General features: G+C 66.8%; 21 protein-coding genes. 8 read left to right on the plus strand and 13 right to left on the minus strand.

Annotated elements, in window-relative coordinates; genetic code table 11:
- The first annotated feature begins 51 nt into the window (after positions 1-51).
- The 3 genes from sseA to BLQ71_RS17415 all read left to right on the plus strand — a co-directional run bounded on the left by sseA (position 52) and on the right by BLQ71_RS17415 (position 5,273).
- The gene (gene sseA / locus BLQ71_RS17405; protein ID WP_043141533.1) at positions 52-912 is read left to right on the plus strand and encodes a 3-mercaptopyruvate sulfurtransferase; all 861 of its coding nucleotides are present in this window, start codon (positions 52-54) and stop codon (positions 910-912) included.
- Positions 913-924: 12 nt separating this feature from the next.
- Positions 925-2,109: an amino acid aminotransferase gene (locus BLQ71_RS17410; protein WP_074622612.1), complete on the plus strand. Its 1,185-nt coding sequence runs from the start codon at positions 925-927 to the stop codon at positions 2,107-2,109.
- 170 nt (positions 2,110-2,279) lie between these two features.
- Positions 2,280-5,273, plus strand: a complete 2,994-nt coding sequence (locus BLQ71_RS17415) for an error-prone DNA polymerase (protein ID WP_074622613.1) — start codon at positions 2,280-2,282, stop codon at positions 5,271-5,273.
- Between the two features lie 24 nt (positions 5,274-5,297).
- Here the strand turns inward: BLQ71_RS17415 and BLQ71_RS17420 are convergent, their stop codons facing one another.
- The 13 genes from BLQ71_RS17420 to BLQ71_RS17480 all read right to left on the minus strand — a co-directional run bounded on the left by BLQ71_RS17420 (position 5,298) and on the right by BLQ71_RS17480 (position 19,984).
- Positions 5,298-6,782: an inorganic phosphate transporter gene (locus BLQ71_RS17420; RefSeq protein WP_074622614.1), complete on the minus strand. Its 1,485-nt coding sequence runs from the start codon at positions 6,780-6,782 to the stop codon at positions 5,298-5,300.
- A gap of 72 nt (positions 6,783-6,854) precedes the next feature.
- Complete coding sequence (locus tag BLQ71_RS17425) at positions 6,855-7,313, minus strand: NUDIX hydrolase (protein WP_308421213.1); 459 nt, start codon at positions 7,311-7,313, stop codon at positions 6,855-6,857.
- A gap of 245 nt (positions 7,314-7,558) precedes the next feature.
- The gene (locus BLQ71_RS17430; protein ID WP_074622615.1) at positions 7,559-8,170 is read right to left on the minus strand and encodes a class I SAM-dependent methyltransferase; all 612 of its coding nucleotides are present in this window, start codon (positions 8,168-8,170) and stop codon (positions 7,559-7,561) included.
- 109 nt (positions 8,171-8,279) lie between these two features.
- Complete coding sequence (msrA, locus tag BLQ71_RS17435) at positions 8,280-8,786, minus strand: peptide-methionine (S)-S-oxide reductase MsrA (protein WP_043141546.1); 507 nt, start codon at positions 8,784-8,786, stop codon at positions 8,280-8,282.
- Positions 8,783-9,232 carry a peptide-methionine (R)-S-oxide reductase MsrB gene (msrB, locus tag BLQ71_RS17440; RefSeq protein ID WP_069209387.1) on the minus strand — a complete coding sequence of 150 codons (450 nt, stop codon included), beginning with the start codon at positions 9,230-9,232 and terminating at the stop codon, positions 8,783-8,785. The genes msrA and msrB overlap by 4 nt, the downstream gene beginning before the upstream one ends.
- Positions 9,233-9,434: 202 nt before the next feature.
- Positions 9,435-10,484, minus strand: coding sequence for a tRNA epoxyqueuosine(34) reductase QueG (gene queG, locus BLQ71_RS17445; protein ID WP_074622616.1), 1,050 nt, complete (start codon positions 10,482-10,484; stop codon positions 9,435-9,437).
- 99 nt (positions 10,485-10,583) lie between these two features.
- On the minus strand, positions 10,584-11,249 hold the full coding sequence (fzlA, locus tag BLQ71_RS17450) for an FtsZ-binding protein FzlA (RefSeq protein ID WP_069209385.1): 666 nt from the start codon (positions 11,247-11,249) through the stop codon (positions 10,584-10,586).
- Positions 11,250-11,416: 167 nt separating this feature from the next.
- Positions 11,417-14,479: an FG-GAP-like repeat-containing protein gene (locus BLQ71_RS17455; protein WP_074622617.1), complete on the minus strand. Its 3,063-nt coding sequence runs from the start codon at positions 14,477-14,479 to the stop codon at positions 11,417-11,419.
- 175 nt (positions 14,480-14,654) lie between these two features.
- Positions 14,655-15,815 (minus strand): hypothetical protein, encoded by a 1,161-nt coding sequence (locus BLQ71_RS17460; protein ID WP_074622618.1) that lies wholly within the window; start codon positions 15,813-15,815, stop codon positions 14,655-14,657.
- A gap of 36 nt (positions 15,816-15,851) precedes the next feature.
- Positions 15,852-16,274, minus strand: coding sequence for a hypothetical protein (locus tag BLQ71_RS17465; RefSeq protein ID WP_043141559.1), 423 nt, complete (start codon positions 16,272-16,274; stop codon positions 15,852-15,854).
- 116 nt (positions 16,275-16,390) lie between these two features.
- A complete protein-coding gene (locus tag BLQ71_RS17470; protein ID WP_074622619.1) occupies positions 16,391-17,593 on the minus strand; it encodes a tetratricopeptide repeat protein in 1,203 nt (400 codons plus the stop codon).
- Between the two features lie 2 nt (positions 17,594-17,595).
- Positions 17,596-19,173 carry an SEL1-like repeat protein gene (locus tag BLQ71_RS17475; protein WP_074622620.1) on the minus strand — a complete coding sequence of 526 codons (1,578 nt, stop codon included), beginning with the start codon at positions 19,171-19,173 and terminating at the stop codon, positions 17,596-17,598.
- A gap of 76 nt (positions 19,174-19,249) precedes the next feature.
- Entirely contained in the window at positions 19,250-19,984 is a 735-nt protein-coding gene (locus BLQ71_RS17480) for a prepilin peptidase (protein ID WP_074622621.1), read from the minus strand.
- A 112-nt stretch (positions 19,985-20,096) separates the two neighbouring features.
- Between BLQ71_RS17480 and gspG the strand changes: the two genes are divergently transcribed.
- The 5 genes from gspG to gspK are packed head-to-tail and all read left to right on the plus strand — an operon-like array spanning position 20,097 to position 22,864.
- Positions 20,097-20,552: a type II secretion system major pseudopilin GspG gene (gene gspG / locus BLQ71_RS17485; RefSeq protein WP_074622622.1), complete on the plus strand. Its 456-nt coding sequence runs from the start codon at positions 20,097-20,099 to the stop codon at positions 20,550-20,552.
- The gene (locus tag BLQ71_RS17490; protein WP_074622623.1) at positions 20,537-20,992 is read left to right on the plus strand and encodes a prepilin-type N-terminal cleavage/methylation domain-containing protein; all 456 of its coding nucleotides are present in this window, start codon (positions 20,537-20,539) and stop codon (positions 20,990-20,992) included. The genes gspG and BLQ71_RS17490 overlap by 16 nt, the downstream gene beginning before the upstream one ends.
- Positions 20,977-21,345, plus strand: coding sequence for a type II secretion system protein (locus tag BLQ71_RS17495; protein ID WP_162846279.1), 369 nt, complete (start codon positions 20,977-20,979; stop codon positions 21,343-21,345). Before BLQ71_RS17490 ends, BLQ71_RS17495 begins: the two co-directional genes overlap by 16 nt.
- Complete coding sequence (locus BLQ71_RS17500; RefSeq protein WP_074622625.1) at positions 21,342-21,986, plus strand: type II secretion system protein GspJ; 645 nt, start codon at positions 21,342-21,344, stop codon at positions 21,984-21,986. Before BLQ71_RS17495 ends, BLQ71_RS17500 begins: the two co-directional genes overlap by 4 nt.
- Positions 21,983-22,864, plus strand: coding sequence for a type II secretion system minor pseudopilin GspK (gene gspK, locus BLQ71_RS17505; protein ID WP_043141574.1), 882 nt, complete (start codon positions 21,983-21,985; stop codon positions 22,862-22,864). The genes BLQ71_RS17500 and gspK overlap by 4 nt, the downstream gene beginning before the upstream one ends.

Consider the following 22,864-nt stretch of genomic DNA (forward strand, 5'->3'; position numbering starts at 1 on the left):
AGCGGTGGCCCTCTTGCCTAAGCACACGGTAATGACCGCTGTGGGGGGCCCATGTTCGCCGACGATCCCAAAACGCTCGTTTCGACCGAGTGGCTGGCCAAACACCTGAACGATCCCGACCTGCGGATCCTGGATGCCAGCTGGTACCTGCCCGACATGGGCCGCGATGCCCGTGCCGAATACGACGCCGGACATATTCCCGGCGCCCGGTTTTTCGACATCGACGAAATTTCGGATGCGCGGTCGGACCTGCCGCACATGGCGCCGCCGCCGGAAAAGTTCATGTCGCGGATGCGCGCGATGGGCGTGGGCGACGGCCACCAGGTCGTGGTCTACGATGGCGCCGGGATCTTTTCCGCCGCCCGGGTCTGGTGGCTGTTCAAGCTGATGGGCAAAGATGACATCGCCGTGCTGGACGGCGGGTTCGCCAAGTGGCAGGCCGAGGGCCGCGAGATCGAGGACATGGATCCCATCGTCCGCGACCGGCACATGACCGTGCGCCGCCAGAACCACTTGGTGCGCGACGTGACCCAGGTGTCCGCCGCCGCCAAGCTGAAGAATACCGAGGTGATCGACGCCCGGTCGCCGTCGCGCTTTGCCGGCGAGGAACCCGAACCGCGCGAAGGCCTGCGGGCGGGGCATATCCCGGGGTCCAAGAATGTCCATTACCGCAGCCTCCTGACCGAAGACGGCACGTTGAAGGACGCAGATGCGCTGCGTGCGGTCTTCGTGGCGGCGGGCGTGGACCTGGCCAAGCCCGCGATCACCACCTGCGGGTCGGGTGTGACCGCCGCGATCCTGAGTCTTGCGATGGAACGCATCGGCAAGAGCGACCATTCGCTATATGACGGGTCCTGGGCGGAATGGGGCGCCTTCCCGACGCTGCCCGTCGCCACGGGACCCGCGGAATAACCGGAGACAGAGATGTTCGAGACGATCAAGGAACAACCCGCCGACAAGATCCTGATGCTGATGCAGGCCTTCCGCGAGGACCCGCGCGAGGACAAGATCGACCTCGGTGTCGGCGTCTACAAGGACGCCGATGGCAACACGCCGATCATGCGGGCGATCAAGGCCGCCGAAAAGCAGCTTTGGGAAGACGAACAGACCAAGGCCTATACCGGGCTTGCCGGCGATCCGGGTTTTGCCGACGTCATGGTGGCGCTGGTGCTGGGCGATGCGGTCGCGCGTGAGAACGTGGCCGCGGCGGCGACGCCGGGCGGCACAGGCGCGGTTCGCCAGGCCTTTGACATGGCGCGCATGGCCAACCCGAACGTCCGCGTCTTTGTCAGCGATCCGACCTGGCCCAACCACCTGTCGATCCTCAAGCACATGGGGATCGAGACGGTCATGTACCGCTATTTCGACAATGAAAGCGGCGGCGTGAACTTCGACGGCATGATGGCCGACCTCGCGCAGGCGGGCAAAGGCGACATCGTGCTGGTGCACGGCTGCTGTCACAACCCGACCGGCGCGAACCTGAACGCGACCGAGTGGAAGGCCCTGATCGACCTCCTGAACAAGACCGGCGCCACGCCGATGGTGGACCTGGCCTACCAGGGGTTCGGCGACGGGCTGGACGCGGATGCGCAAGCGGTGCGCATGGTGGCCTCCTCGGTGCCGGAATGCCTGATCGCGGCCTCCTGTTCGAAAAACTTCGGTATCTACCGCGAGCGCACCGGCCTGTTGATGGCCGTGGCGCAGGACGGCGGCGCGAAGAAGCTGAACCAGGGCACGCTGAACTATCTCAACCGGCAGAACTTTTCATTCCCGCCGGACCACGGCGCGCGGCTGGTGACCTATGTCCTGAGCGACGATGCGCTGAAGGCCGAGTGGCAGGCGGAACTGGAAGAGATGCGCACCGGCATGCTGGCCCTGCGCGAGCAACTGGCGGGCGAATTGCAGCGCCTGTCGGGGTCGGACCGGTTCGGCTTTCTCGCGCAGCACCGCGGCATGTTTTCGCGCCTGGGCGCCACGCCTGAACAGGTCGAGACCCTGCGCCGGGATCACGGCGTCTACATGGTGGGCGATTCGCGCATGAACATCGCGGGTCTGAACGCGAAGACCGTGCCGCTGCTGGCCGAGGCCATCGTGAAATCCGGCGTCTGAATTAATTGAGCGGGCCCTTCGGGGCCCGCGCTTTGTATCTCGTCGGTCCGCCTCCGGCTCCCTCCTCGGGGTGCCTCCGGCGGGGAGTATTTCCGCCAAGAAGAAGCATGGGGTCCGGGCAGCGTTCTGCGGACTCGAAATGAGAACAAAGGGGGAATATATTGCCCCGCATGTTCGCCGAGCTTTGCATCACCTCGAACTTCTCCTTTCTCACCGGGGCCTCGCACCCGGAGGAGTACATGGAGCGTGCGGCACTTGCGGGGGTGTCTGTCATTGCCCTGGCGGATGTGAATTCGGTTGCGGGAATCGTGCGGGCGCATAGCGCGGGGCGCGAGATCGCGCGGCAGGTGGCGGAGCTGGAGCGGCTGGAGACAGAGGGCGGGGTGATCGGCCCGCCGGCGCCGCCGGGTCTGCCTGTGCCGCCGCGTGCGCCGGTGCGCAACGTGCCCCGGCTGATCCCGGCGGCGCGGCTGGTCTTTACCGAAGGTGTGGAGATGGTGGCGCTGGCGGGGTCGCGCGTGGGCTGGGGGCATTTGTGCCGGATGCTGAGCGCCGGTCGGCTGCGGGCGGAAAAAGGCGCCTGTCACCTGCACCTGTCGGATCTGCCGGAGGGCGTGGAGGGGCTGGAGTTCATCCTCCTGGCGCCGGACCGGGTTGGGGCGGGCTGGTGCGGCCATGTGGCGGCGCTGGTGCGGGGGCAGGGCGCGCGGATGCACCTGGCACTGGCGCCGCGCTATGATGGCGAGGATGCGCGCCGGTTCGACCGGCTGGCGGCGCTGGCGACGGAGCTGGGCCTACCCACCGTGGCCACGGCGGCACCCGTCATGCACCACGGACGGCGGCGGCGGCTGGCGGATGTGCTGACGGCGATCCGCAGCGGGGTCCGCGTGGATCAACTAGGCCGGGCGGCGCTGGCCAACGGTGAACAGCGGCTGCGCTCGGAAGGCGAGATGCGCCGCCTGCTGGGTCCACATGCGCAGGCGGTGGACCGGGCTGCCGCGTTGGCGGCGCGCTGTGCCTTCGACATCGCGTCCCTGCGGTACGAGTACCCGTCGGAGATCGCGCAGGGAGAGACCGCGCAGGCGCGGCTGGCGCGGTTGGCGCATGAGGGGCTGGCCTGGCGCTATCCGCAGGGGGCGCCGGAGAAGGTGCAGAAGATGCTGGCGCATGAGCTGGATCTGATCTCGCGGCTGAACTACGAGCCCTATTTCCTGACTGTCCGGGACATCGTCGCTTTTGCCCGGTCGCGCGGGATCCTCTGCCAGGGGCGCGGCTCCGCGGCCAATTCCATCACCTGCTATTGCCTGGGCGTGACCTCTGTCAGCCCCGAGGTGGGGACGATGGTGTTCGAGCGTTTCGTGTCCGAGGCGCGGGACGAACCGCCCGATATCGATGTGGATTTCGAACACGAGCGCCGTGAGGAGGTGATCCAGCACATCTACGAGACCTACGGACGCCACCGCGCGGGTCTTTGTGCCACGGTGATCCATTACCGGGGGAAGCGCGCCATCCGCGAGGTCGGCGCCGCGATGGGGCTGAGCCAGGACACGATCGGGGCGCTGTCGTCACAGCTCTGGGGGTTCTTCTCCGCGCAGGGGCTGGAACGGCAGCGGATGCGGGAAATCGGGCTGGACCCGGACGACCGCCGCCTGATGCTGACGATGGAGCTGATCCACGAGATCATCGGCTTTCCCCGCCACCTCAGCCAGCATGTCGGCGGTTTCGTCATCACCGAGGGGCGGCTGGACGAACTTGTGCCGGTGGAAAACGCCGCGATGGAGGGGCGGACCGTCATCTGCTGGGACAAGGATGACATCGACGCTCTGGGCATCCTCAAGGTCGATGTGCTCTCGCTCGGGATGTTGACCTGCATCCGCAAGGCCTTTGACCTGGTGGCGCGTCACCACGGGGCGCGGCACACGCTGGCCACCCTGCCGCCCGAGGATGGCGCGGTCTATGACATGCTGTGCAGGGCCGACAGCGTGGGCGTCTTCCAGGTCGAGAGCCGGGCGCAGATGAATTTCCTGCCCCGGATGCGGCCGCGCACCTTCTATGACCTGGTGATCGAGGTGGCGATCATCCGCCCCGGCCCGATCCAGGGCGACATGGTGCACCCCTACATCCGCCGTCGCAACGGCGAGGAAAAGGTGCAATTCCCCTCGGACGAGTTGGGCGAGGTGCTGGGCAAGACGCTGGGCGTGCCGTTGTTCCAGGAACAGGCCATGCAGATCGCCATCACCGGCGCGGGCTTCACCCCCGAACAGGCGGACCGCCTGCGCCGCTCGCTGGCCACCTTCAAGAAACACGGCAATGTCAGCGAGTTTCGCAGCCTGTTCCTGCGCGGCATGGCGCAAAAGGGCTATGACCGGGCGTTTGCCGAACGCTGCTTTTCCCAGATCGAGGGGTTCGGATCCTATGGTTTTCCCGAAAGCCATGCCGCCAGCTTTGCGCTGCTGGTCTATGCCTCGGCCTGGCTGAAATGCCATCACCCGGGGATCTTTGCCTGCGCGCTGCTGAATGCGCAGCCGATGGGGTTCTATGCGCCGGCCCAGATCGTGCGGGATGCGCGCGAACACGGGGTGATGGTGCGGCCGGTCTGCGTCAATGCCAGCTACTGGGACAATGTGATGGAGCCGGACGGCAAGGGCGGGCTGGCGCTGCGGCTGGGCTTTCGCCAGATCAAGGGACTGGCCGAGGAAGAGGCCACCTGGCTGACCCATGCGCGGGGCAACGGCTACATGCAGGTGGCCGATGTCTGGCGCCGGGCCGGGTTGGCGCCCGCGGTGCTGGAACGGCTGGCGGAGGCGGATGCCTTTGCCGCCCTTGGCCTTTCGCGGCGCGAGGCGCTGTGGCAGGCCAAGGCGCTGAAGACGGGCGGGGAGCTGCCGCTCTTCTCGCGGGATCTGGACGGCGAGGCCATTGCCGAGGTGGCGGCTTGCCTGCCGCAGATGACGGAAGGCGAACAGGTGGTCGAGGATTACGTCGCCATGCGCCTGTCCCTGCGGGCGCATCCGGTGGCGCTGTTGCGGCACATCCTGACGCCCGGGGCGGGGCAGGGGGTGGCGCCTGCGACGGATCGAGGTCCGGCAGAGCTGCGCGCGGACCTGGCGCGCGCCGGGCGGCGCCACCCAAGGGACTTGCCCAGCCCGGTGAAACGGGAGTGACAGGGCCCCTGAGGGTGGAAAGGCTCAGCCGCTGATGCCCTGGATCACCAGGAACAGGCCCGCGGACAACGCCGCGGCGGCGGGCACGGTGATGACCCAGGCCGCCACGATGGTCATGAAGTGCGACCGCCGCACCAGCTTGCGGCGGCGGCGTTCCTCGGGCGCAAGGGCCGGCAGGCCGGTGATCGCGCTCTTGGATTTCCGCATCCGCCGCTCGGTGTCCCATTCGCGGAAGAACCCGACGCCAAAGACCCCGCCCACGGCGATATGGGTCGAGCTGACCGGCAGGCCCAGCCAGCTGGCCACGATCACCGTGATCGCCGCCGAAAGCGCCACGCAATAGGCCCTCATCGGGTTCAGCTTGGTGATCTGGTTGCCCACCATGCGGATCAGCTTCGGCCCGAAGAGGAACAGGCCAAAGGAAATCCCCAGCGCGCCGATCACCATGACCCACAGCGGGATTTCCACCGCGTGGGTGAAATCGCCGGTCGACGAGGCCTGTACGATGGCGGCCAGCGGGCCGACCGCGTTGGCCACGTCATTGGCCCCATGCGCAAAGCTGAGCAGCGCCGCCGAAACGATCAGCGGGATGCCGAACAGCACCTTGAGAGACTTGTTCCGGTTTTCCAGGTTGGCCGATTGCCTGCGGACCACCGGGATCATGATCAGCCAGGCGATCACGGCCACCCCGACGCCGATCATCAGGGCGCTGCCCAGCTCGATCTTGACGATCTTCTTGAGGCCCTTGACCGCAAGGTACGAGGCAAAGGCCCCTGCCATGATGCCGACGAGGACCGGCACCCATTTGCGCGCGGCGGCGATCTTGTCGTCGCGGTAGATGATGTTGGCCTTGATGAACCACAGGAACCCGGCGGCGATCAGCCCGCCCAGCAGGGGAGAGATCACCCAGCTGGCGGCAATGGCGCTCATCTGGCCCCAGCTGACGGCGGCAAAACCTGCCGCCGCGATCCCGGCGCCCATGACGCCGCCCACGACCGAATGCGTGGTCGAGACAGGTGCCCCGATCCATGTCGCCAGGTTCACCCAGAGCGCCGAGGCCAGCAGCGCCGCCATCATGGCAGAGATGAAAGCCCCGGAGGTGCCCAGGCTTTCCGGCGCGATGATGCCCTTGGCGATGGTCGATACCACGTCGCCCCCGGCCAGCAGGGCGCCGGCGCTTTCAAAGACCGCGGCGATCACGATGGCCGCGCCCATCGACATGGCATTGGCGCCCACGGCGGGTCCCATGTTGTTCGCCACATCGTTGGCACCGATGTTCAGCGCCATGTAGGCGCCAAAGGCGGCGGCCACGACAACGATGAAGGTGTTGTTGGTCTGCCCGAAGACAAGCGCCGCGACCAGTCCCGCGAACACCACGAAGATCAGCGCGATTCCAAAGCCCATCATCGGGCGGCTGACATAGGCCGTGGCCTGTTCCAGAGTCGAAAGCCGGCCCAGGTCGCGGTCTAGCGTCTCCAGGTGACTTGGATCCAGGTGTTCGTCCGACATGCATTTCCCCCCGTTTGGCCGGGGGGCCTATGTCAAATGCGGCCTCGGAGCAAGATCAACACGGTTGCAGGGTCAATTGTCCCCGAAATCGAGGAGAATTTGCCTCAGTCCCGGCTCGTCGACCATTCCTGCTGCCTCAGTTGGCGTGACCCAGCGGCGCACTCTTTCACGGGCTTCGGGGAACCGATCCTCCAGCGACCGGACCTCGACCGGAAAGACCAGCATCTCGACGGTGACCGGCAGGCCCGAATTCTTGATCTTGTCGTAGACATAGGTGCCGATGGGGCGCTCTGCCGTCCGGCCCGGGCGCACCCCGGCTTCTTCCCAGGCTTCCACGACGGCGGCCTCGCTGGCGTTCTTGCCGCGCATCAGCCAGCCCTTGGGGATGACCCAGCGCCCGGTGCCGCGGCTGGTGATCAAAAGGACGCGTTTGTGACCGTCGTCGATGCGGTAACACAGGGCAGCCGTCTGCAATTGCCGGGGCCGTTGCAGCATCGGCAGCGCGAATTCCGCGCCGGTTTTCCTGATCAAGGAAAAGAGTTTCCTTATGATTCCGCCTCGAATGGTCGACCCTGCTGTCACGTAGTCCTGCCTCGTCCCGTTGCCCTATTGCCGAAAGATCGCGCACAATAGGCAACGGTTGGCCTTTACGCAAATACCCCTGATATCCGGTGACTGTCCTGTTTCCCGGCTCGACAGACTATCTGGGGTGCTCAGGGGCACAAGTCAAATCCCGTTCCCGTAACCGGATGCCCGGGTTGCAGGGAAATGCGCGGTCAGACCGCGCGGGCCACGACCAGCCAGTTGGGCAGCTTTTTCGGATAGCCTCCGCTTTCCACCACCTCGAAACCGGCCGCGCGCAGTTCGTCCTCGATCTGGCCGGGCCGCAGCGAATGGACGGGGCCGGGCGCCTTGCCGACCTTCTGGAGCGCCCAGATCAGCGGCCGGAACCAGGGTTTGCCACCCAGGCAGGGCGTCTTGGAGATGAACAGCCCGCCCTCGGGCAACAGGCCGCGCACATGGGTCAGAACCGCCGCCCTGTCCGCGACCAGGTGCAAAAGGTTGAAGGCAAGCACCGCGTCGAAGGGCTGCCCGGCCCCGGCACTTTCCGCGGGAGCAGTGGCAAAGCTGACATTCGGCACCTGCGCGGCCTTTTCGTTCGCGATGCGTACCATCTCTCCGGAGACGTCGGTGCCCAGGATCTGCCCCGCATTCCCGGCCAGCTTCAGCGCCGTCGTGCCGGTGCCACAGCCGATTTCCAACACGTTCATATCCGGACGCAGCCAATGCCGCACCCGGTCCAGCGTGGCCTCGTAGGCCTCGGTGTTGCCAATGGGCTGCTTGGCGTATTTCTCTGCAATCCCGTCCCAGAATGCCTCTGGTGTCATGTCGGTTCTCCAATCTCCTGAGCTTTCCCGCATATAGGCGGAGGGCCGGAGAATAGGGATTGCCCAATGTGGCAAGGAAGCCATGCGCAAACGCATGGCTTCCCCGGTGTCATTCCGCTGCGTCGCGCTTGGGCAGCACCCAGTCGGCGCGCGGGAAATGGCAGGTATACCCGCCCGGATAACGTTGCAGGTAATCCTGGTGCTCGGGCTCCGCTTCCCAGAAATCGCCCACGGGTTCCACCTCGGTCACCACCTTGCCGGGCCAGAGCCCGCTGGCCTCGACGTCGGCGATGGTGTCCAGCGCGCATTGCCGTTGGTCCTCGTCGACATAGTAGATGGCCGAGCGATAGCTCATGCCCATGTCATTGCCCTGCCGGTTCAGCGTGGTCGGGTCGTGGATCTGGAAAAAGAACTCCAGTAGCTGCCGGTAGGAAATCTTTGCCGGATCGAACAGGATCTCGATCCCCTCGGCATGGGTGCCGTGGTTGCGATAGGTGGCATTGGCAACGTCACCGCCGGTATAGCCCACGCGGGTCTTCTCGACCCCGGGCAGCTTGCGGATCAGCTCTTCCATGCCCCAGAAGCAGCCTCCGGCCAGAACAGCACGGTCTGTCATTCGATCTCCTCCACCTGGTCGATGTAATCAGAATAGCCCTCGGCCGCCATGTCGTCACGGTGGATGAACCGCAGCGAGGCCGAGTTGATGCAGTAGCGCAGGCCGCCCCGGTCCATCGGCCCGTCAGGGAAGACATGGCCTAGGTGGCTGTCCCCGTGGCGCGACCGCACCTCGGTCCGGATCATGCCATGCGTGGTGTCACGCAGCTCGACGATATTGTCCGGCTCGATGGGTTTGACAAAGCTCGGCCAGCCGCAGCCCGATTCGTATTTCGCGGCGCTGGCGAACAGAGGCTCGCCCGAAACCACGTCCACGTAGATGCCCGGCTCTTTCATGTGCAAGTATTCGCCGGTCCCCGGGCGCTCTGTTCCGCTCTCCTGGGTGACGTGGTACTGCTCGGGCGTCAGGCTGTGGATAACCTCCGGTCTTCGTTCATATTTTGCCAAGTTGTTCTCCTCTCGGATCGGGTCCTGTCCTGTCCCTGCATAACATGGGTTTCATCGGCGCAAATCAAAGCCCGTTGTCACGGACCTCACGTTGCCTTGCGCGCCTCTTGCGCGAACCGGGTGTGGCTGCCATGTAACGGTCGAGTGACAAGCTCTTTCTCCCAAGAAACCGAGGTGTCGCTCCGGGCGCTGAGATGGCAGCTCAGCGCCCGTCCCCTTGTTCCGATCCCAGGCGCAGCACGGCCCAGCGGGCCGCGTCACGCACCGCCGGGTCCGCATCCTCGCAAAGCGACTGGACAACGGGTCTCAGCTCGGGCCGGCCAGAGTTGCCGATGGCATAACAGGTGTTCCGCACCATCCGGTCCCGCCCGATCCGCTTGATCGGAGAGCCGGAGAACCGCGCCCGGAACGCCGCGTCGTCCAGAACGGCCAGGTCCGCCAGCGGCGGCGCCAACAGGTCCGGGCGCGCGTGGTATTTCACCTCTTCGGCGCGGCGGGCGAACTTGTTCCAGGGGCAGACCGCCAGGCAGTCGTCACAGCCGTAGATCCGATTTCCCAGCGCGGGCCGCAGCGCCTCGTCCACCGGCCCCTTGTGCTCGATGGTCAGGTAGGAAATGCAGCGCCGCGCGTCCAGCTGGTAAGGCGCGGGAAAGGCCCCGGTCGGGCAGATGTCCAGGCAAGCCCGGCACGATCCGCAGTGATCCCGCTCGGCCCCGTCCACCTCCATCTCCAGCGTGGTAAAGACACAGCCCAGGAACAGCCAGGATCCCAGCTCGCGGCTGACCAGGTTGGTGTGCTTGCCCTGCCAGCCCAGCCCCGCCGCCTGCGCCAAGGGCTTTTCCGGCACCGGCGCGGTATCGACAAAGACCTTCACCTCGCCGCCCGCCTCGGCGATCAGCCAGCGCGCCAGCCGCTTCAACCGCTTCTTGACCACGTCATGATAATCGCGGTGCTGGGCATAGACGCTGATCGCCGCCCGGTCGCGCCGGTCCAACACCTCCAGCGGATCGTGTTCGGGGCCATAATTCTCGCCCAGCATGATGACAGACCGCGCCTCGGGCCAGAGGACATCGGGCGCCCCGCGCCAGTGCACCCGATCCGCCAGCCAGTCCATCTGCCCGTGATAGCCCCGGTCCAGGAAGGCGCGCAGCCTGCCCATCACTTCGGGCACGTCGCCGGGCCGGCAGATGCGCGCCTGTGCAAAGCCGATGTCCCGCGCTTCGTCCTTCAGGCGTTCGGTCAGTTCCCTCACGACTCCCCCTGCTTCTTCTTGGCAAAAATACTCCGGGGGAGTCCCGCAGGGACGGGGGCAGCGCCCCCACCGATCTTTCGCAGAAAGATCGCCTCGGTTTCAGAAATCCAGGTCGGCATAATGGGCAGGCGGCGGGAACCCCGGCACCTGGTCGGCCAGGATGGCGCGGAAGGCCGGACGCGACTTGATCTTGGCGTACCAGTCCTTGACCACGCTCGACCGGTTCCAGTCCACGTCAGAGATGTAGTCCAGCGCCGACAGATGCGCGGCGGCGGCGAAATCGGCCAGGGTCATGTTGTCGCCTGCCAGCCAGCGCCGGTGATCCAGCAGCCAGGCCATGTAGTCGAGGTGATACTTGATCGCCTTGGCCCCGGCCTTGACGTTGCCGCTGTCGGGGAATCCGGCCTTCATCACCTTCTTGTTGACCCGCTCGTACAGCAGTTTCGACGTGACCTCGTTGTGGAACTTGTCGTCGAACCAGCCGACCAGGCGGCGCACCTCGTAGCGGGCGTCGGCGGACCGCGGCATCAGCGCCGGTTCGGGGTATTTCTCCTCGATCCATTCGCAGATCGCCGCCGACTCGGCCATGATCTTGCCGTCGATGCGCAGCACCGGCACCTTTGCCGCCGGGTTGCGGCGCATGAAATCCGGGTCTTTCTCCCAGTAACGCTCCTCGACCAATTCGCATTCGATCTTCTTCTCGGCGAGGCTGAGACGGACCTTGCGGCAAAAGGGCGAGAGGGGGACGTGGTAGAGCTTGGCCATGACCTTCCGATGCCTGAGGGGAACCCCCTCTACTTGCCGTGAAAGCGGGCCGGGTTCAACGGGGTTGATCCGGGCAGGGGCGGACGCACTCGGTAATCCGCCCATTCAAGGCGCCGGAACCCTGTCCCGGCAGTCGCGGGGCGGCCCGTTCAGGCCGCCCTCGTGCCTTATTCGGGGGCGGAACGGCGGATACGGTACTGGGTCTCGGGCGCGAAATCGCCTTCGATCACCGTTTCGCCGCCATCGGCCCAGCGGACCGCGATGCGCACCGCCTTGTCCGCGTCGCCCAGCCCGAAATGCGCCACCGGCGCATCGAAGGACATGAAACCGCCGCCAAGCTGGATCTCCTGCATCCGCGTCACGCCTTGCGAATCCGTCACCGTGACCTCGGCGCCGATGCCGTCGCGGTTGCCCTGCAGATCCTCGAAACTCACCGTCAGCGCCTTGTTGTCCTGCGCGTTGTTGCGGAACACCGCCAGCGGCCCGTTCACCGTGTAGGTCACGATGTCCAGGTCGCCGTCGCCGTCCATGTCGAACCGCGTCGCGGCGGCGGTCATCAGGTAATCCTCAAGTCCGAAGGGGCCGGAGGATTCCACGAACCCCTTGCCGGTGTTGCGGAAGAACATGTTCGACGGGCTGACCTCGTTCGGGACCCAGGTGCCGTTGACGATATAGACATCCTTCCAGCCGTCCTCGTCGAAATCGGCGATCTTGGTGTCCCAGCTCCAGCCGCCGATATGCAGGCCCCAGTCCTTGGCCACATCCGCATAGCCGCCCGCGCCATCCGGCGTCAGCAGCACGTTGTAGTTCTTGATCTGCGGCAGGGCGGCGTCCGCCTCCTGCGCCTCGATCGGGCGCGGCGGCTTGAAGTGCACCACGCAGTAGGAATGCGCCTTGACCTGGTCTTTGGGGATCATGTCGCAGATCGCGGCATCCTTGCGCTGGATCGCCAGGTCCTTGATCAGCATGGCCTTGCATTCCACCTGGTCGCGCCCGGTCAGTTCCTGGCAGCGGCTGGCATAGGTCGGGTCAAAGCTGTTGCCCGACTTGTACCAGGTCTTGATCGCCATGTTCTTTTCGCAGGTCGCCCGCAGGTCATCGCGCTTGATGATCGCGCAATAGTGTTCCAGCGGCTGCATCTTGAGGATGTTGGACACGCCCGAGGACCGCCCGGCGATCTGTGCCAGGTAAAGTTCCGGTGCGCCGTCGTTCATCAGGTCCGCCGTCTTGATCGCCATCGTCGTGGTGGTCGTATGCGGCATGGTTCCGTCCTGGTAGGTCACGGCGCGGAACCCGCCTTTGCCATCCCCCATGTAGAAATAGTCCGGAATCTCGAAGTCGTTGCCCAAAAGCAGGTCCTGGTTGCCGTCCCGGTCAAGGTCTGTGAACAGCATCGACAGTGTCTCGCCGGGGATGCCGGGCAGAACGGTGTAGGATGTGCCTGTCAGCGCGCCGTCCTCGTTCCAGACCACGCGGTTGCGCGATTCCTCACCCGGGATACGGCGATACCAGCCTGCGGACCAGTTCCCCAGGCCCAGGTCCAGGTCGCCGTCGCGGTCCGCGTCGCCGAAACTCAGCGCCATCGTCAAGAAGGTCCCCTCGGTGTTTTCCACCTTCTGCGGCGCACCGAACCCGTCGGGACCGTTCATCATGACGAAATTGCCGCCCCGGTAGGTGGCCAGGAAGAGGTCACGGAACCCATCGTTGTCGATATCCACGATCGCCGCGTTGAAGACCGGCGCATTGGCCAGTTCGCCCAGGTCGATCTCCATCGGGGAAAACTGGCCGGTGCCGTCATTGGCAAACAGCCGCAGACCCACCTCGGTCGAGGCGACCGCCAGATCGATGTCGCCGTCATTGTCGATGTCGCCCGAGGCCAGGCTGCGGCCCTCCCAGAAGGGAGGCCACATGTCGGCCATCGTGAACTCGATCGGTTGATCCAGCCCGATTTCCCAACCTTCAAGCCGGGTAAAGCCCCGGTCGGCGGTGGGCGAGGGATCTGCAAAGGGGCGCGGCTCGACGATGATGCGGGGCGCGTCCTCGGTGGTCACGGTCCAAGGGTCGCCCTCGGCGGCCTCGGCGGCCCAGAGCAGGCGCTGCGGTTCCTGAACCTCGCTGGTCAGCAGGCGCAGCGCGCGGTCGGTCTGCCAGTCGTGGTAGTAATGCGCCCCGGCGCCTGCGAGGATGCCCAGCACGGCTATGCTGGCGCCCAGCTGGACGGCGGCCCGCATGCCCACGGATTGCGCGACGATGAAGAAGGAATAGATGCTGAAGCTGCCCAGGGTGAACAGCAGTGCCATCACGTAGCCGTGGCTGAGCCCGACCCCCAACAGCGCCCCCGTGACAACCACGTCAAAGGCGATGGGCACCGGCAGAAAGACCCCGACAAGGCCGATCAGCACCAGCGCAACCAGGCTGAAGGCCAGTCCGGTGATCAGGTCCTGCGGCAGCAGCGTTGCGACCACGGCGCCCAGGATGCCTGCCAGCAACATCAGCGGCACGGTCATCTTGAAGATGTACCAAAGGTTCTTCAGGTAGCCGATGACCACGTCCTTGACGGCGTGGTGCACACCCGGCAGCGGGGCTGGCGGCACGGTGGCCACGCGCTGCGCCGGGGGCAGCTCGGTTTCCGGCAGATTTCGGCAGATCAGCGGCACGACCACGAGGATGACCAGCAGGCTGAGCGCGATCTTGGTCACGGCCATGTAGACCGGCAGCAGGCTGAACAGCATGGTCAGCACGACCACGTTCAGAGTCGGCGAGGCGATCATGGCCGACAGGGTCGTTTCCGCCCTCAGGCCCCCGGAATACATCCCCCGTGCGATCGGTGCGGCACAATTCACGCAGACGCCCAGCGGCGTGCCGATGACCAGGCCCAGGGCGCTGTTGGCGAAACTGCCCTTGAAGCTCTTGCGCCGCACATAGGGCGCGGCGGTCAGAAAGGCGGCGGCAAAGAGCACGCCGAAGGTCATGCCCTTCTTGTTGGTGTTGATCCAGTTCAGCGTCGACCAGAACATCCGCTCCAGCACGGTCATGTCCTCGGTCAGGGCGAATTTCGCCTCGAAGCCCAGCGGGTCCTCCAACTGGATGGCGCCCGACATGATGGCCTTTTCCCCAAGCGCGGGGTAGCGCGATCCGGTCCAGAAGAGATAGGCCAGCACGACGACAATGGCCAATGCGAACCCCAGGCGCAGCCAGTCGGTGCGGGGGCTTTGGGTGTCCGAGATCATGTGTCCCTCTTGAATCCTGCCGACCTTCTGGCCGGTCTTTCACTTGGTGTTGCCGTGCCAGCCACAGGGCGTGGCCCGTGCACGGTGCATGCGGCGTGAAAACGCCCCGCCTGCGGGGGCAGACGGGGCGCGTGTCACACCCGTTTCATGGCGGAGGCACAGCCCCGCCCCCGGCTCAATCGACCTGGGTGGCCAGCGCTTCTTCCAGCACTTCGATCCGCTTGTTCAGCTGCGAAATGTAGATATGCGCGTGCTCCAGTTCGTTCAGCATGCCCAGAACCTTCTTGGTCAGGTCGTACTGGCCCGCCTCTGCGGTGGGGCCGACGTTGGGTAGGTAACCCAGGTCGTACATCATCTGCGCGCGGGCAGAGATCGGCAGGATATCGTAATCGGCGTCAAAAACCGCGTCACAGCCGATGGAACAGCTGCCCGTGGTGGTGATCGAGCCGGTGATCGTCAGGTCGCCGTTCGCGCCCAGCGTGAACTCTGCCGCGCCGCCGTTGCCGTTGATGATGAACCCGCCGCCCGCTGTGGCCAGCGCCCATTTGTCCGAGGTGTCGGTGTTCTGCATCCGCAGGCCCACCTCGCCGTTGTTGTCCAGTTTGATCAGGTTGCGCAGCGCCACCGACCCGTTGACCTCCTGGACATAGAGCGTCGCTGTGCCATCGGAGCGGCGCACATGCAGTGCCTCGCTGGGGGCGTCTGTGCCGATGCCGATCTCGCCGGTCGAATCGATGTAGAGGCTGTCCTCGGGGGCGCCGGGCTTGGCGCGGAAGAACAGGCGAGAGCCGTTGGTCACGTCGCGGATGAAGAAGTTGGCCTCGTTCGCGGCGATGTCGTAGACCTGCGGGGCGAACCCGTCCGACCCGTCCTGCTCCAGGCGCAGGGTGGGGGTGTTGCCCTCGACCACGTGGATGTCGACCACCGGCTGCGCGGTCTTGATGCCCAGGTCGCCATCGGCTTCGACGTAGAGAGAGTTGGCCGGCGCGCCGGCCTCGACACGGAAGGGGATGCGCCCGGTGCTGTCGTCCTGGAAGGCCAGGTAGTTCAGCCCGCCGTTGGAGCTGTCGTTGGCGACGATCTGCCAGTCGACACTGGGAAAGCTGCCGCTGTTCGACGTGTCCAGGAACTTGATCCGCAGGTTGTTTTCCTTCAGCCGCAGCGTGTCGAAGCCGAAGTTTTCGCCGTTCACGCAGTCGGTGCCGACGCACAGGCTGCCGTCCACGATCACATCATCGAGGAAAACCTGGTCAGCCGCGGCCTGCTGGCCGATCATCATGCAGGCGCCGAGGCCCGCCGCTGCAAGTCCACGGGTCGGGAAGCTGGCTTTGCTCATGTTCTTGTTCCTTTTGCGCCTTTGATGTCTTGAAATTCAGTTGTCGTCTTCGGTCATTTCGTCCGGAGTCGTTATGACGCCCCGCGAGACGATGAATTGACCGGTCAGGTAAAAGGATTCCGCAGCCATGTCGGATGCCAGGTCGCCGCGCCCGTTGTTCATCGGGTTCACGACCTTGACCTGCTTGTCCGTCGCCGCCGTCAGTTCGTAGCGATAAACCCCGTCCATCGCCTTGGCGCGGTCCAGCTCGAAGACCGGCGTGCCCGAAGAGGCAAAGACCGTCGTCACCTCACCCTGCGGAGAGACGACATCCAGCGTGGCATTGGTCAGGCCCAGCCAGTTCACGAACCAGAAAGCCGTCGAGTTGTGTTGCGCCACTGGATCGGCGGCCTGGGCCATGCCGGCCAGGCTGGTGGTCAGCGCGGTCGCGATGATGGGTATGTATCGGAAAATCCGCATGTCTGTCCCGTGCAACGAAATCATGGGGCCGCGGCGGCACCGCGTCCCGTATCTGAGCGAACTATGCATCGTCATGTTACGTTTGGTCAAGGAAATCACGCGTTTTGCGTGTATTTCTAATTTTCGGCATCGCGCCACTCGGACCATTTCGCCTCAGCCCGTTTCTGGGCTTCGTTGACCTGGTCAGCGGTCATGCGGGCGCTCCATTGCGCGTTCAGCCCGGTGGCGCCGTCAAAACCGGCGGACCCGGCAAGGACAAGCCACATCTGCCCGATGACATAGTCCTGTGGCACACCCGAACCCCGGAAATACATCATGGCGAGGTTGGCCATCGAGGGCGCATGCCCGGCCTCGGCGGCCCGGCGCAGCAATGTGGCGGCCCGGATCGCGCTGCGCGGGTCTGTGGTGCCTTGCTGCAACATCATGAAGGCCAACTGGAATTCCGCTACCGGGTCGCCACTGCGTGCGGCCCGTTCAAGCACCTTCAGGCCGGCCTGGTCCGTGGGAGGAGGGGCCAGCCGGGGATCGTAGATCACCTGCGGCGATTGCGCGCCCTTCGTGCCGCCGCCTTCGCCGCCACGCCGATAGTACTGCATGGCAAGCGCGTCGCTTTGCGGAACGCCAAATCCGTTCTCGTAAAGGACGCCGAGGTTGGTCAGCGCCTGCGGCAGCCCCTGGTCCGCGGCGGCCTTGAAAAGGTCGGCGGCCCGTTCATAGTCCTGCGCGACGCCGTTGCCCCGGACATACAGCAACCCAAGGTTGTTGAGCGCGCGCAGGTGTCCCTGGTCTGCGGCCTGTCGATAAAGCCTTGCGGCCTCTTCGAAGTCTTGTGGTACGCCGGTGCCGTTCTGCAGCAGTACGGCCAGGCTGACCGCGGCCTCGACATGGCCTGCCTGCGCGGCCCTGCGATAGAGATCGGCAGCACGCGCCAGGCTGGCATCGTCAGTTTGCGTGCTTTCCAGAACCAGCCCCAGGTCGTGCAGGTGCTCTGCCGCGCCGCCCTTGGCCGCGCGTTCCAGCAGTTCGATGGCCCGGGGGATGTCGCGGGGCACGCCAAGGCCCGCATGGTGCAAGCGGCCAAGCCGGTTGGCGGCCTGCAGGCTGCCCGCCTCGGCGGCCAGGCCATACCAGCGCGCCGCCCGGGCAAAGTTCTGCACCACTCCGTCGCCGGTCTCGAACCGTTCGGCCAGCGCCAGCTGCGCGGCCATGTCCCCGGCCTCTGCCGCCGTGCGCATGGCCGCCAGCGGATCGGTCTGCGCCTGGACCGCGGGGCTGACCAGGGCCAGCGCGATCGCCAGCGCGGAAACGGCGGCGCGCACGGTCAATTCCCCCCGAGTGCCGGCCCGCGCTCTGCGTCGGCCTCGAACCAGGCGCGGGCGGCGGCCTGGGCCTGTGCCAGCTGTTCGGGTGTCATCAGGTTTCCCAGCACCTCGCGCTGCTCGGGCGCGTCCGGATGGCCAAAGGTGGCGGCGATGTTGTACCACTTGTGCGCCTCGACATAATCCGGCACGCCGCCGTGATCGCCGCGCGCCAGCAGGCCCGCCAGCGCGAACTGCGCCGGCCCGTTGCCCAGGTCGGCGGCCGAGCGCAGCAGGGCGACGGCCTCGTCCCGGTGCGCCTCGTCGCTGTCCAGCAGGTGCCGCCCCAATGCCGATTGCGCAGCGGGATCGTCCGCCTCGGCGCGGGCTTCCAGCCAGGTCAGCGCCTCGGCGTTCCCGGCCCGCAGCGCGGCCAGGACCCAGGGCACGGCGCGCTGCGGCGCGACGCGCCCGTCCAACTGCCCGGCGGCGGCCAGCCGTCCCAGCTCGACCCGGGCCAGCGCGTCGTCATCCGTTTCCAAAGCGCGGGTATAAAGCGCCACTGCCGTGTCGAAATTCGCCGTCACCCCTGTGCCCGTCTCGTACATGCGGGCCAGTGCCACCATCGCCCGGCCCAGTCCATGCTCCGCGGCCCGGCCGTACCAGAGCGCCGCCTGCGTCATATCCTGTGGCAGAGTCTGCCCGGCGGCAAAGGCATAGCCAAGGTTGCTCATCGCGCCCGCGTCGCCGGCCTGCGCTGCCTGTCCCAGCCAGCGCAGCGCCTCTTGCGGATCGGCGCTCACACCGTCGCCGGTCAGGTAGCGCGTGCCCAGCATCCGCTGGGCCAGCACATGCCCCGATTCTGCAGCGCGGCGATACCAGTCCAGCGCCTCGGCGCGGTTGGTCACGGGCGTGTCGGCCGTATCCAGCAGGGTTGCCAGTTGAATCTGTGCATCCGCGATCCCCTGTCCGGCGGCGGCGCGCAGCCAGCGTATCCCCTCGTCGCGGTCACCCGTTTCGCTGTTGAGATGGATCGCGGCGAGGGCGAACTGTGCCTGGGCATGGCGCTGTTCGGCGGCGGCCAGCAGCCAGTTGTACGTGGCATCCGTGTCGCGTTTGACCCCGTCGCCGTTCTGGTACAGCAGGGCCAGCAGGTATTGCGCCTGGGCATCGCCACGCGTTGCGGCCCGGGTCAACAGCTCTGCCGCGCGGGTCGCGTCCCGTTCCGGCCCGCCGGGGACCTGGCTGAGGTAGAGCCGCGCCAGCAGGGTCGCCGCCTCGGCGTGGTTCTGCTCGACCGCCCGTTCCAGCCAGAGCGCCGCGCCCTTGGGGTCGCGCGGGCCGCCGCGCCCCTCGATCAGGATACGGCCATATCGGTACTGTGCCAGGGCGGTGCCGGTCTCTTCGGCCAGCACCTTCAGCCCCTGCCGCACGGTCACGAAATCGCCCCGGTTCCAGGCCTGTTCGATCTTGGCCATCTCGGGCAGGTCCTGCGCCTCGGGAGGCGGGTCGGCGGCGTCCTGTGCTGCCAATGGCAGCGGGGACAGCGCCAGCGCACTGGCCAGGACGGCAGAGAGGAAGGGGCGGCAAGAGGTGGTCATGGCGGCTCCGTTTCACGGGCAGGTCGTGGCGCCCGACCCTAACGATCCTGACGCGATGTGCGAGCGGTTTATGCGCCTAGAGGATGGTTTCGCGCAACAGCCACAGCAGGCCGGCACTGGCACAAAGCGCGGTGCCGAAGGGCAGCGGAAGGTCGCCTTTCGGCGCGCGGTGCCGCAGCAGGGCCGCCGCCAGCGCCATCAGCGCCGCGACCAGAACCAGCAGGGGCAACTGGGCGGGGCCGGTCAGCGCGCCAAGACCTGCCATCAGCTTGACGTCGCCCAGGCCCAGCCCCTCGCGCCCGCGCAGGGCGGCATAGGCGATGCGCAGCGCCATGAAACTGCCCGCACCGATCAACCCGCCCGCCAGCGCCCACAGCAACTGCCCCTGCACCAAGGCCACGCTGAGGCACAGCGCCGCCAGCGCGGCTGTCAGGGCATCGGGCAGGCGAAAACTGCGCAGGTCGCTGATCGCCAGCGCCAAGAGCAGCCACAGCAGGAGGGCCGAGCACCAGATCTCCCACCCGGTGCCGCCGCGCAACAGGGCCAATACGGCAAGTCCCAGCGCCGCCAGTTCCATCAGCCAGAGCCAGCCGGGCACCGGCGCCCCGCAATGGCGACAGTGCCCGCGCAGCAGGGGGTAGGACAGAAGTGGCACAAGATCACGCAGGCCCAGCCGCGCCTTGCAGGCACGACAGCGTGACGGCGCCATGACCACGTCCTCTCCACGCGGCAACCTGTCCGCCAGCACCGCCATGAAGGAACCGGCGGCAGGGGCTATCAGCAACAGGAAAAGGGTCGAAAAGACGTCCATTCCGGCCCTCCCTGCCGTGTATCCCGCCTGCGTGGCGGCGATTGTCTGCTCCGGGGTTCTTGGCTAGGATCGCCGCAAAACGTCAAGAGGCGCCTCGGGCGCAGGGGAGCATATGAGCGATACTTCACAGGCCGCGCCGCGCCGTCCCGCCGACGCGGGCTTTTCCCTGCTCGAACTCATGGTGGTGGTTGTCATCCTGTCGATCCTCGCGCTGGTCATCGTGCCACGCGTCATCGACCGGCCCGACCAGGCCCGTGCCGCCCGTGCGCAATCGGACATCGGGGCGATCCAGGCGGCGATCAATCTCTACCGGCTGGACAACTTTCGCTATCCGACCACGGACCAGGGGCTGGCGGCGCTGGTCAGCCGCCCCTCGTCGGATCCCGTGCCGGCCAACTGGGCCTCGGGCGGCTACATGGACCGCGTGCCGCAGGACCCCTGGGGCCGACCCTACCAGTACCTGCAACCGGGTGTGCACGGCGATTTCGACGTCTTCACCTATGGCGCCGACGGCGTGCCGGGCGGCACCGGGGCGGATGCGGACATAGGCTCGTGGACGGGGGGCTGAGATCCGGCGACGCGGGGTTCAGCCTGCTGGAGCTGATGGTCTCGGTCGCCGTGCTGGCCGTGCTGGCAGTGGGCGTCGGCCTGTCGACGGGGGCGGCGGTGCCCGGCGCCGAACGCGACGCGCAGCGGTTCCAGCGGACGTTCGACCAAAGCTGGGCGCTGGCGATCCTGGCACGGCAGGAACAGGGGCTGGAGATCACGCCGCGTGGCCTGACCCTGTCCCGGCGCACTACCGACGGCTGGGACGAGACGCGGAGGCTCTTTGACTGGCGGGGGCAGGCGCGGCTGGTCTCTTCGACGCCGATGCCCGCAGGCACGCCGCGCATAAGGCTGCACGCCGATGGCGGGACCAGCGCCTTTGCGCTGACCTTCTCGGGCGGGGGGGAGGTCTGGCGCTGTGCCAGCGATGGATGGAGCAGGCTGACATGCGTCCCCGACTAGGCCGAACCACAAGGGGCCTGACCCTGCTGGAGCTGGTGATCGCCATCGCCATCCTGTCGCTGGGCACGATGGCCACGCTCAAGGCCACGGGACAGGCGCGGCTTGTCCTTGGTGGGGCAGCGCCGCGCGTTCTGGCGCAACTGGCGGCGGAAAACCGGGCCGAGGCGCTGCGCCTGCCCGGTGCCGTGGACCTGCCCGACACCGTGACCCTTGGCCCCTACCTGTTTCGCGTCGAAACCCGCCGCCGCGCCACCGCGGCCGGGCTGATCCGCGCCGACATCACGGTGACATCGTCCGAGGGGCCGGGGGCGACGCTTGTCACTTTCCTGCCCGGCGGAGGGGCGCCGCGATGAAGGGCACGCGCGGGCTGACGCTGATCGAACTGGTTGTCGCGATGGCGCTGTTCTCGCTGGTCGCGGTGATGGGCATGCAGACCTTGAACGGCACCATCCGCACCCGCGACGCGTTGGGTGGACGGGATGACCGGGACCGGGCGCTGGCGGTCACATTGGCCCTGTTGCGCAGCGATCTGGACCGCGCCGCGCCGATGCTCTTTCACGCCCCGGACGGCCCCCCGCAATCGGCGCTCACCTTCAATGGGAGCGTCCTGGCTCTGACGGTTTCGGCGCTGGACGGCACAACCGCGCCTTTCCAGCGGGTCGAATGGCGATATGACCGGGCGACCGGCGGACTGTCGCGCGCGTCCTGGCCGGTGTCTGCCCCCGCCAGTGCCGCGCAGCGCAGCCCCGACCGGGTGTTCCTGACCGGGGTCGAGAGCGTTCGCCTGCGCAGCTACTGGGAGGGGCAGGGGTGGGTCGAGGGGGCAGGCGGCGGGCTGGTCGGTCCCGCAGCCGACGCTCCGGATGCCCTGGACGAGGATCGCACCTTTGCCCGCGTCGCCAATCTCTATTCCGATGTCCTGCCAAGCGCAGTCGAATTGACCTTCAACCTCGACGGGCTTGGAGAGATCCGCCTGCTGGAGGCGCTGCCATGAGTGCGACGCGCGGATCGGTCCTGGTCAATGCGCTGGTGCTGGTGGGGGCGCTGGCGGCCGCAGCGACGGTGCTGCTGGTGCGCGCCGGGCACAGCGTCGAACGGCAGCGCGCCTGGCAGGGGGCCGCGCAGGCAGAGGCCTATCTGGACGGGGTCGACACGCTGGCGATTTCGCTGCTTCAGGGTGATCCCGGCCCCGCCGACCACGCGCAAGAGGCCTGGGCCCAGCCGATCCGGGATGCCGAACTGGATCGGGCGCGGGTCAGCGGCGGGATCGCGGACCTGCAGGGGCGGTTCAACGTCAACTGGCTGGCGGTGCCAGAGGACGTGCAGGCGCATGAGGCATTTGTACGGCTGCTGGGCGGGCTTGGCCTGCCACAGGAGACGGGCCGCGCGATCCGGGATTTCCTCTCCCCCGGCGGCCCGGCCGATGCGGCGGCCTATGCCGCGATGCGGCCAAGGGGCGGCCCGATCAAGGACCCCGCCCAGCTCCGGGCCATTCCCGGCCTGACGGACCGGCAATTCGCCCGCCTGTCGCCGCTGATCGCGGCCCTGCCCAGCGACACGCGGCTGAACGTGAACACCGCCCCGCCCGAGGTGCTGGCCGCCTGGCTGCCACAGCTGACCGGCGCGCAGGCGCGGGCGTTGGTGGCGGCGCGTCAGCGCAGGCCATTCGGTTCAGTCTCGGACCTTTTGCTGGCCCTTCCGCCCGCAACGGCGGCCGAGGTCGACGACACGCGGCTGACCGTGGGCAGCGACTGGTTCATGGCCCGCGCCACGGTTGACTTCGAGGGGCGGCGCCTGTCGCGGCGCACGGTCTTGTACCGCCAGCCGCTTCCCGTCGGGGTGCGGGTCGATTATCGTTTGCCGGATGGCTGA

This window comes from Antarctobacter albus, assembly GCF_900101505.1.
Taxonomy (GTDB): domain Bacteria; phylum Pseudomonadota; class Alphaproteobacteria; order Rhodobacterales; family Rhodobacteraceae; genus Antarctobacter; species Antarctobacter albus.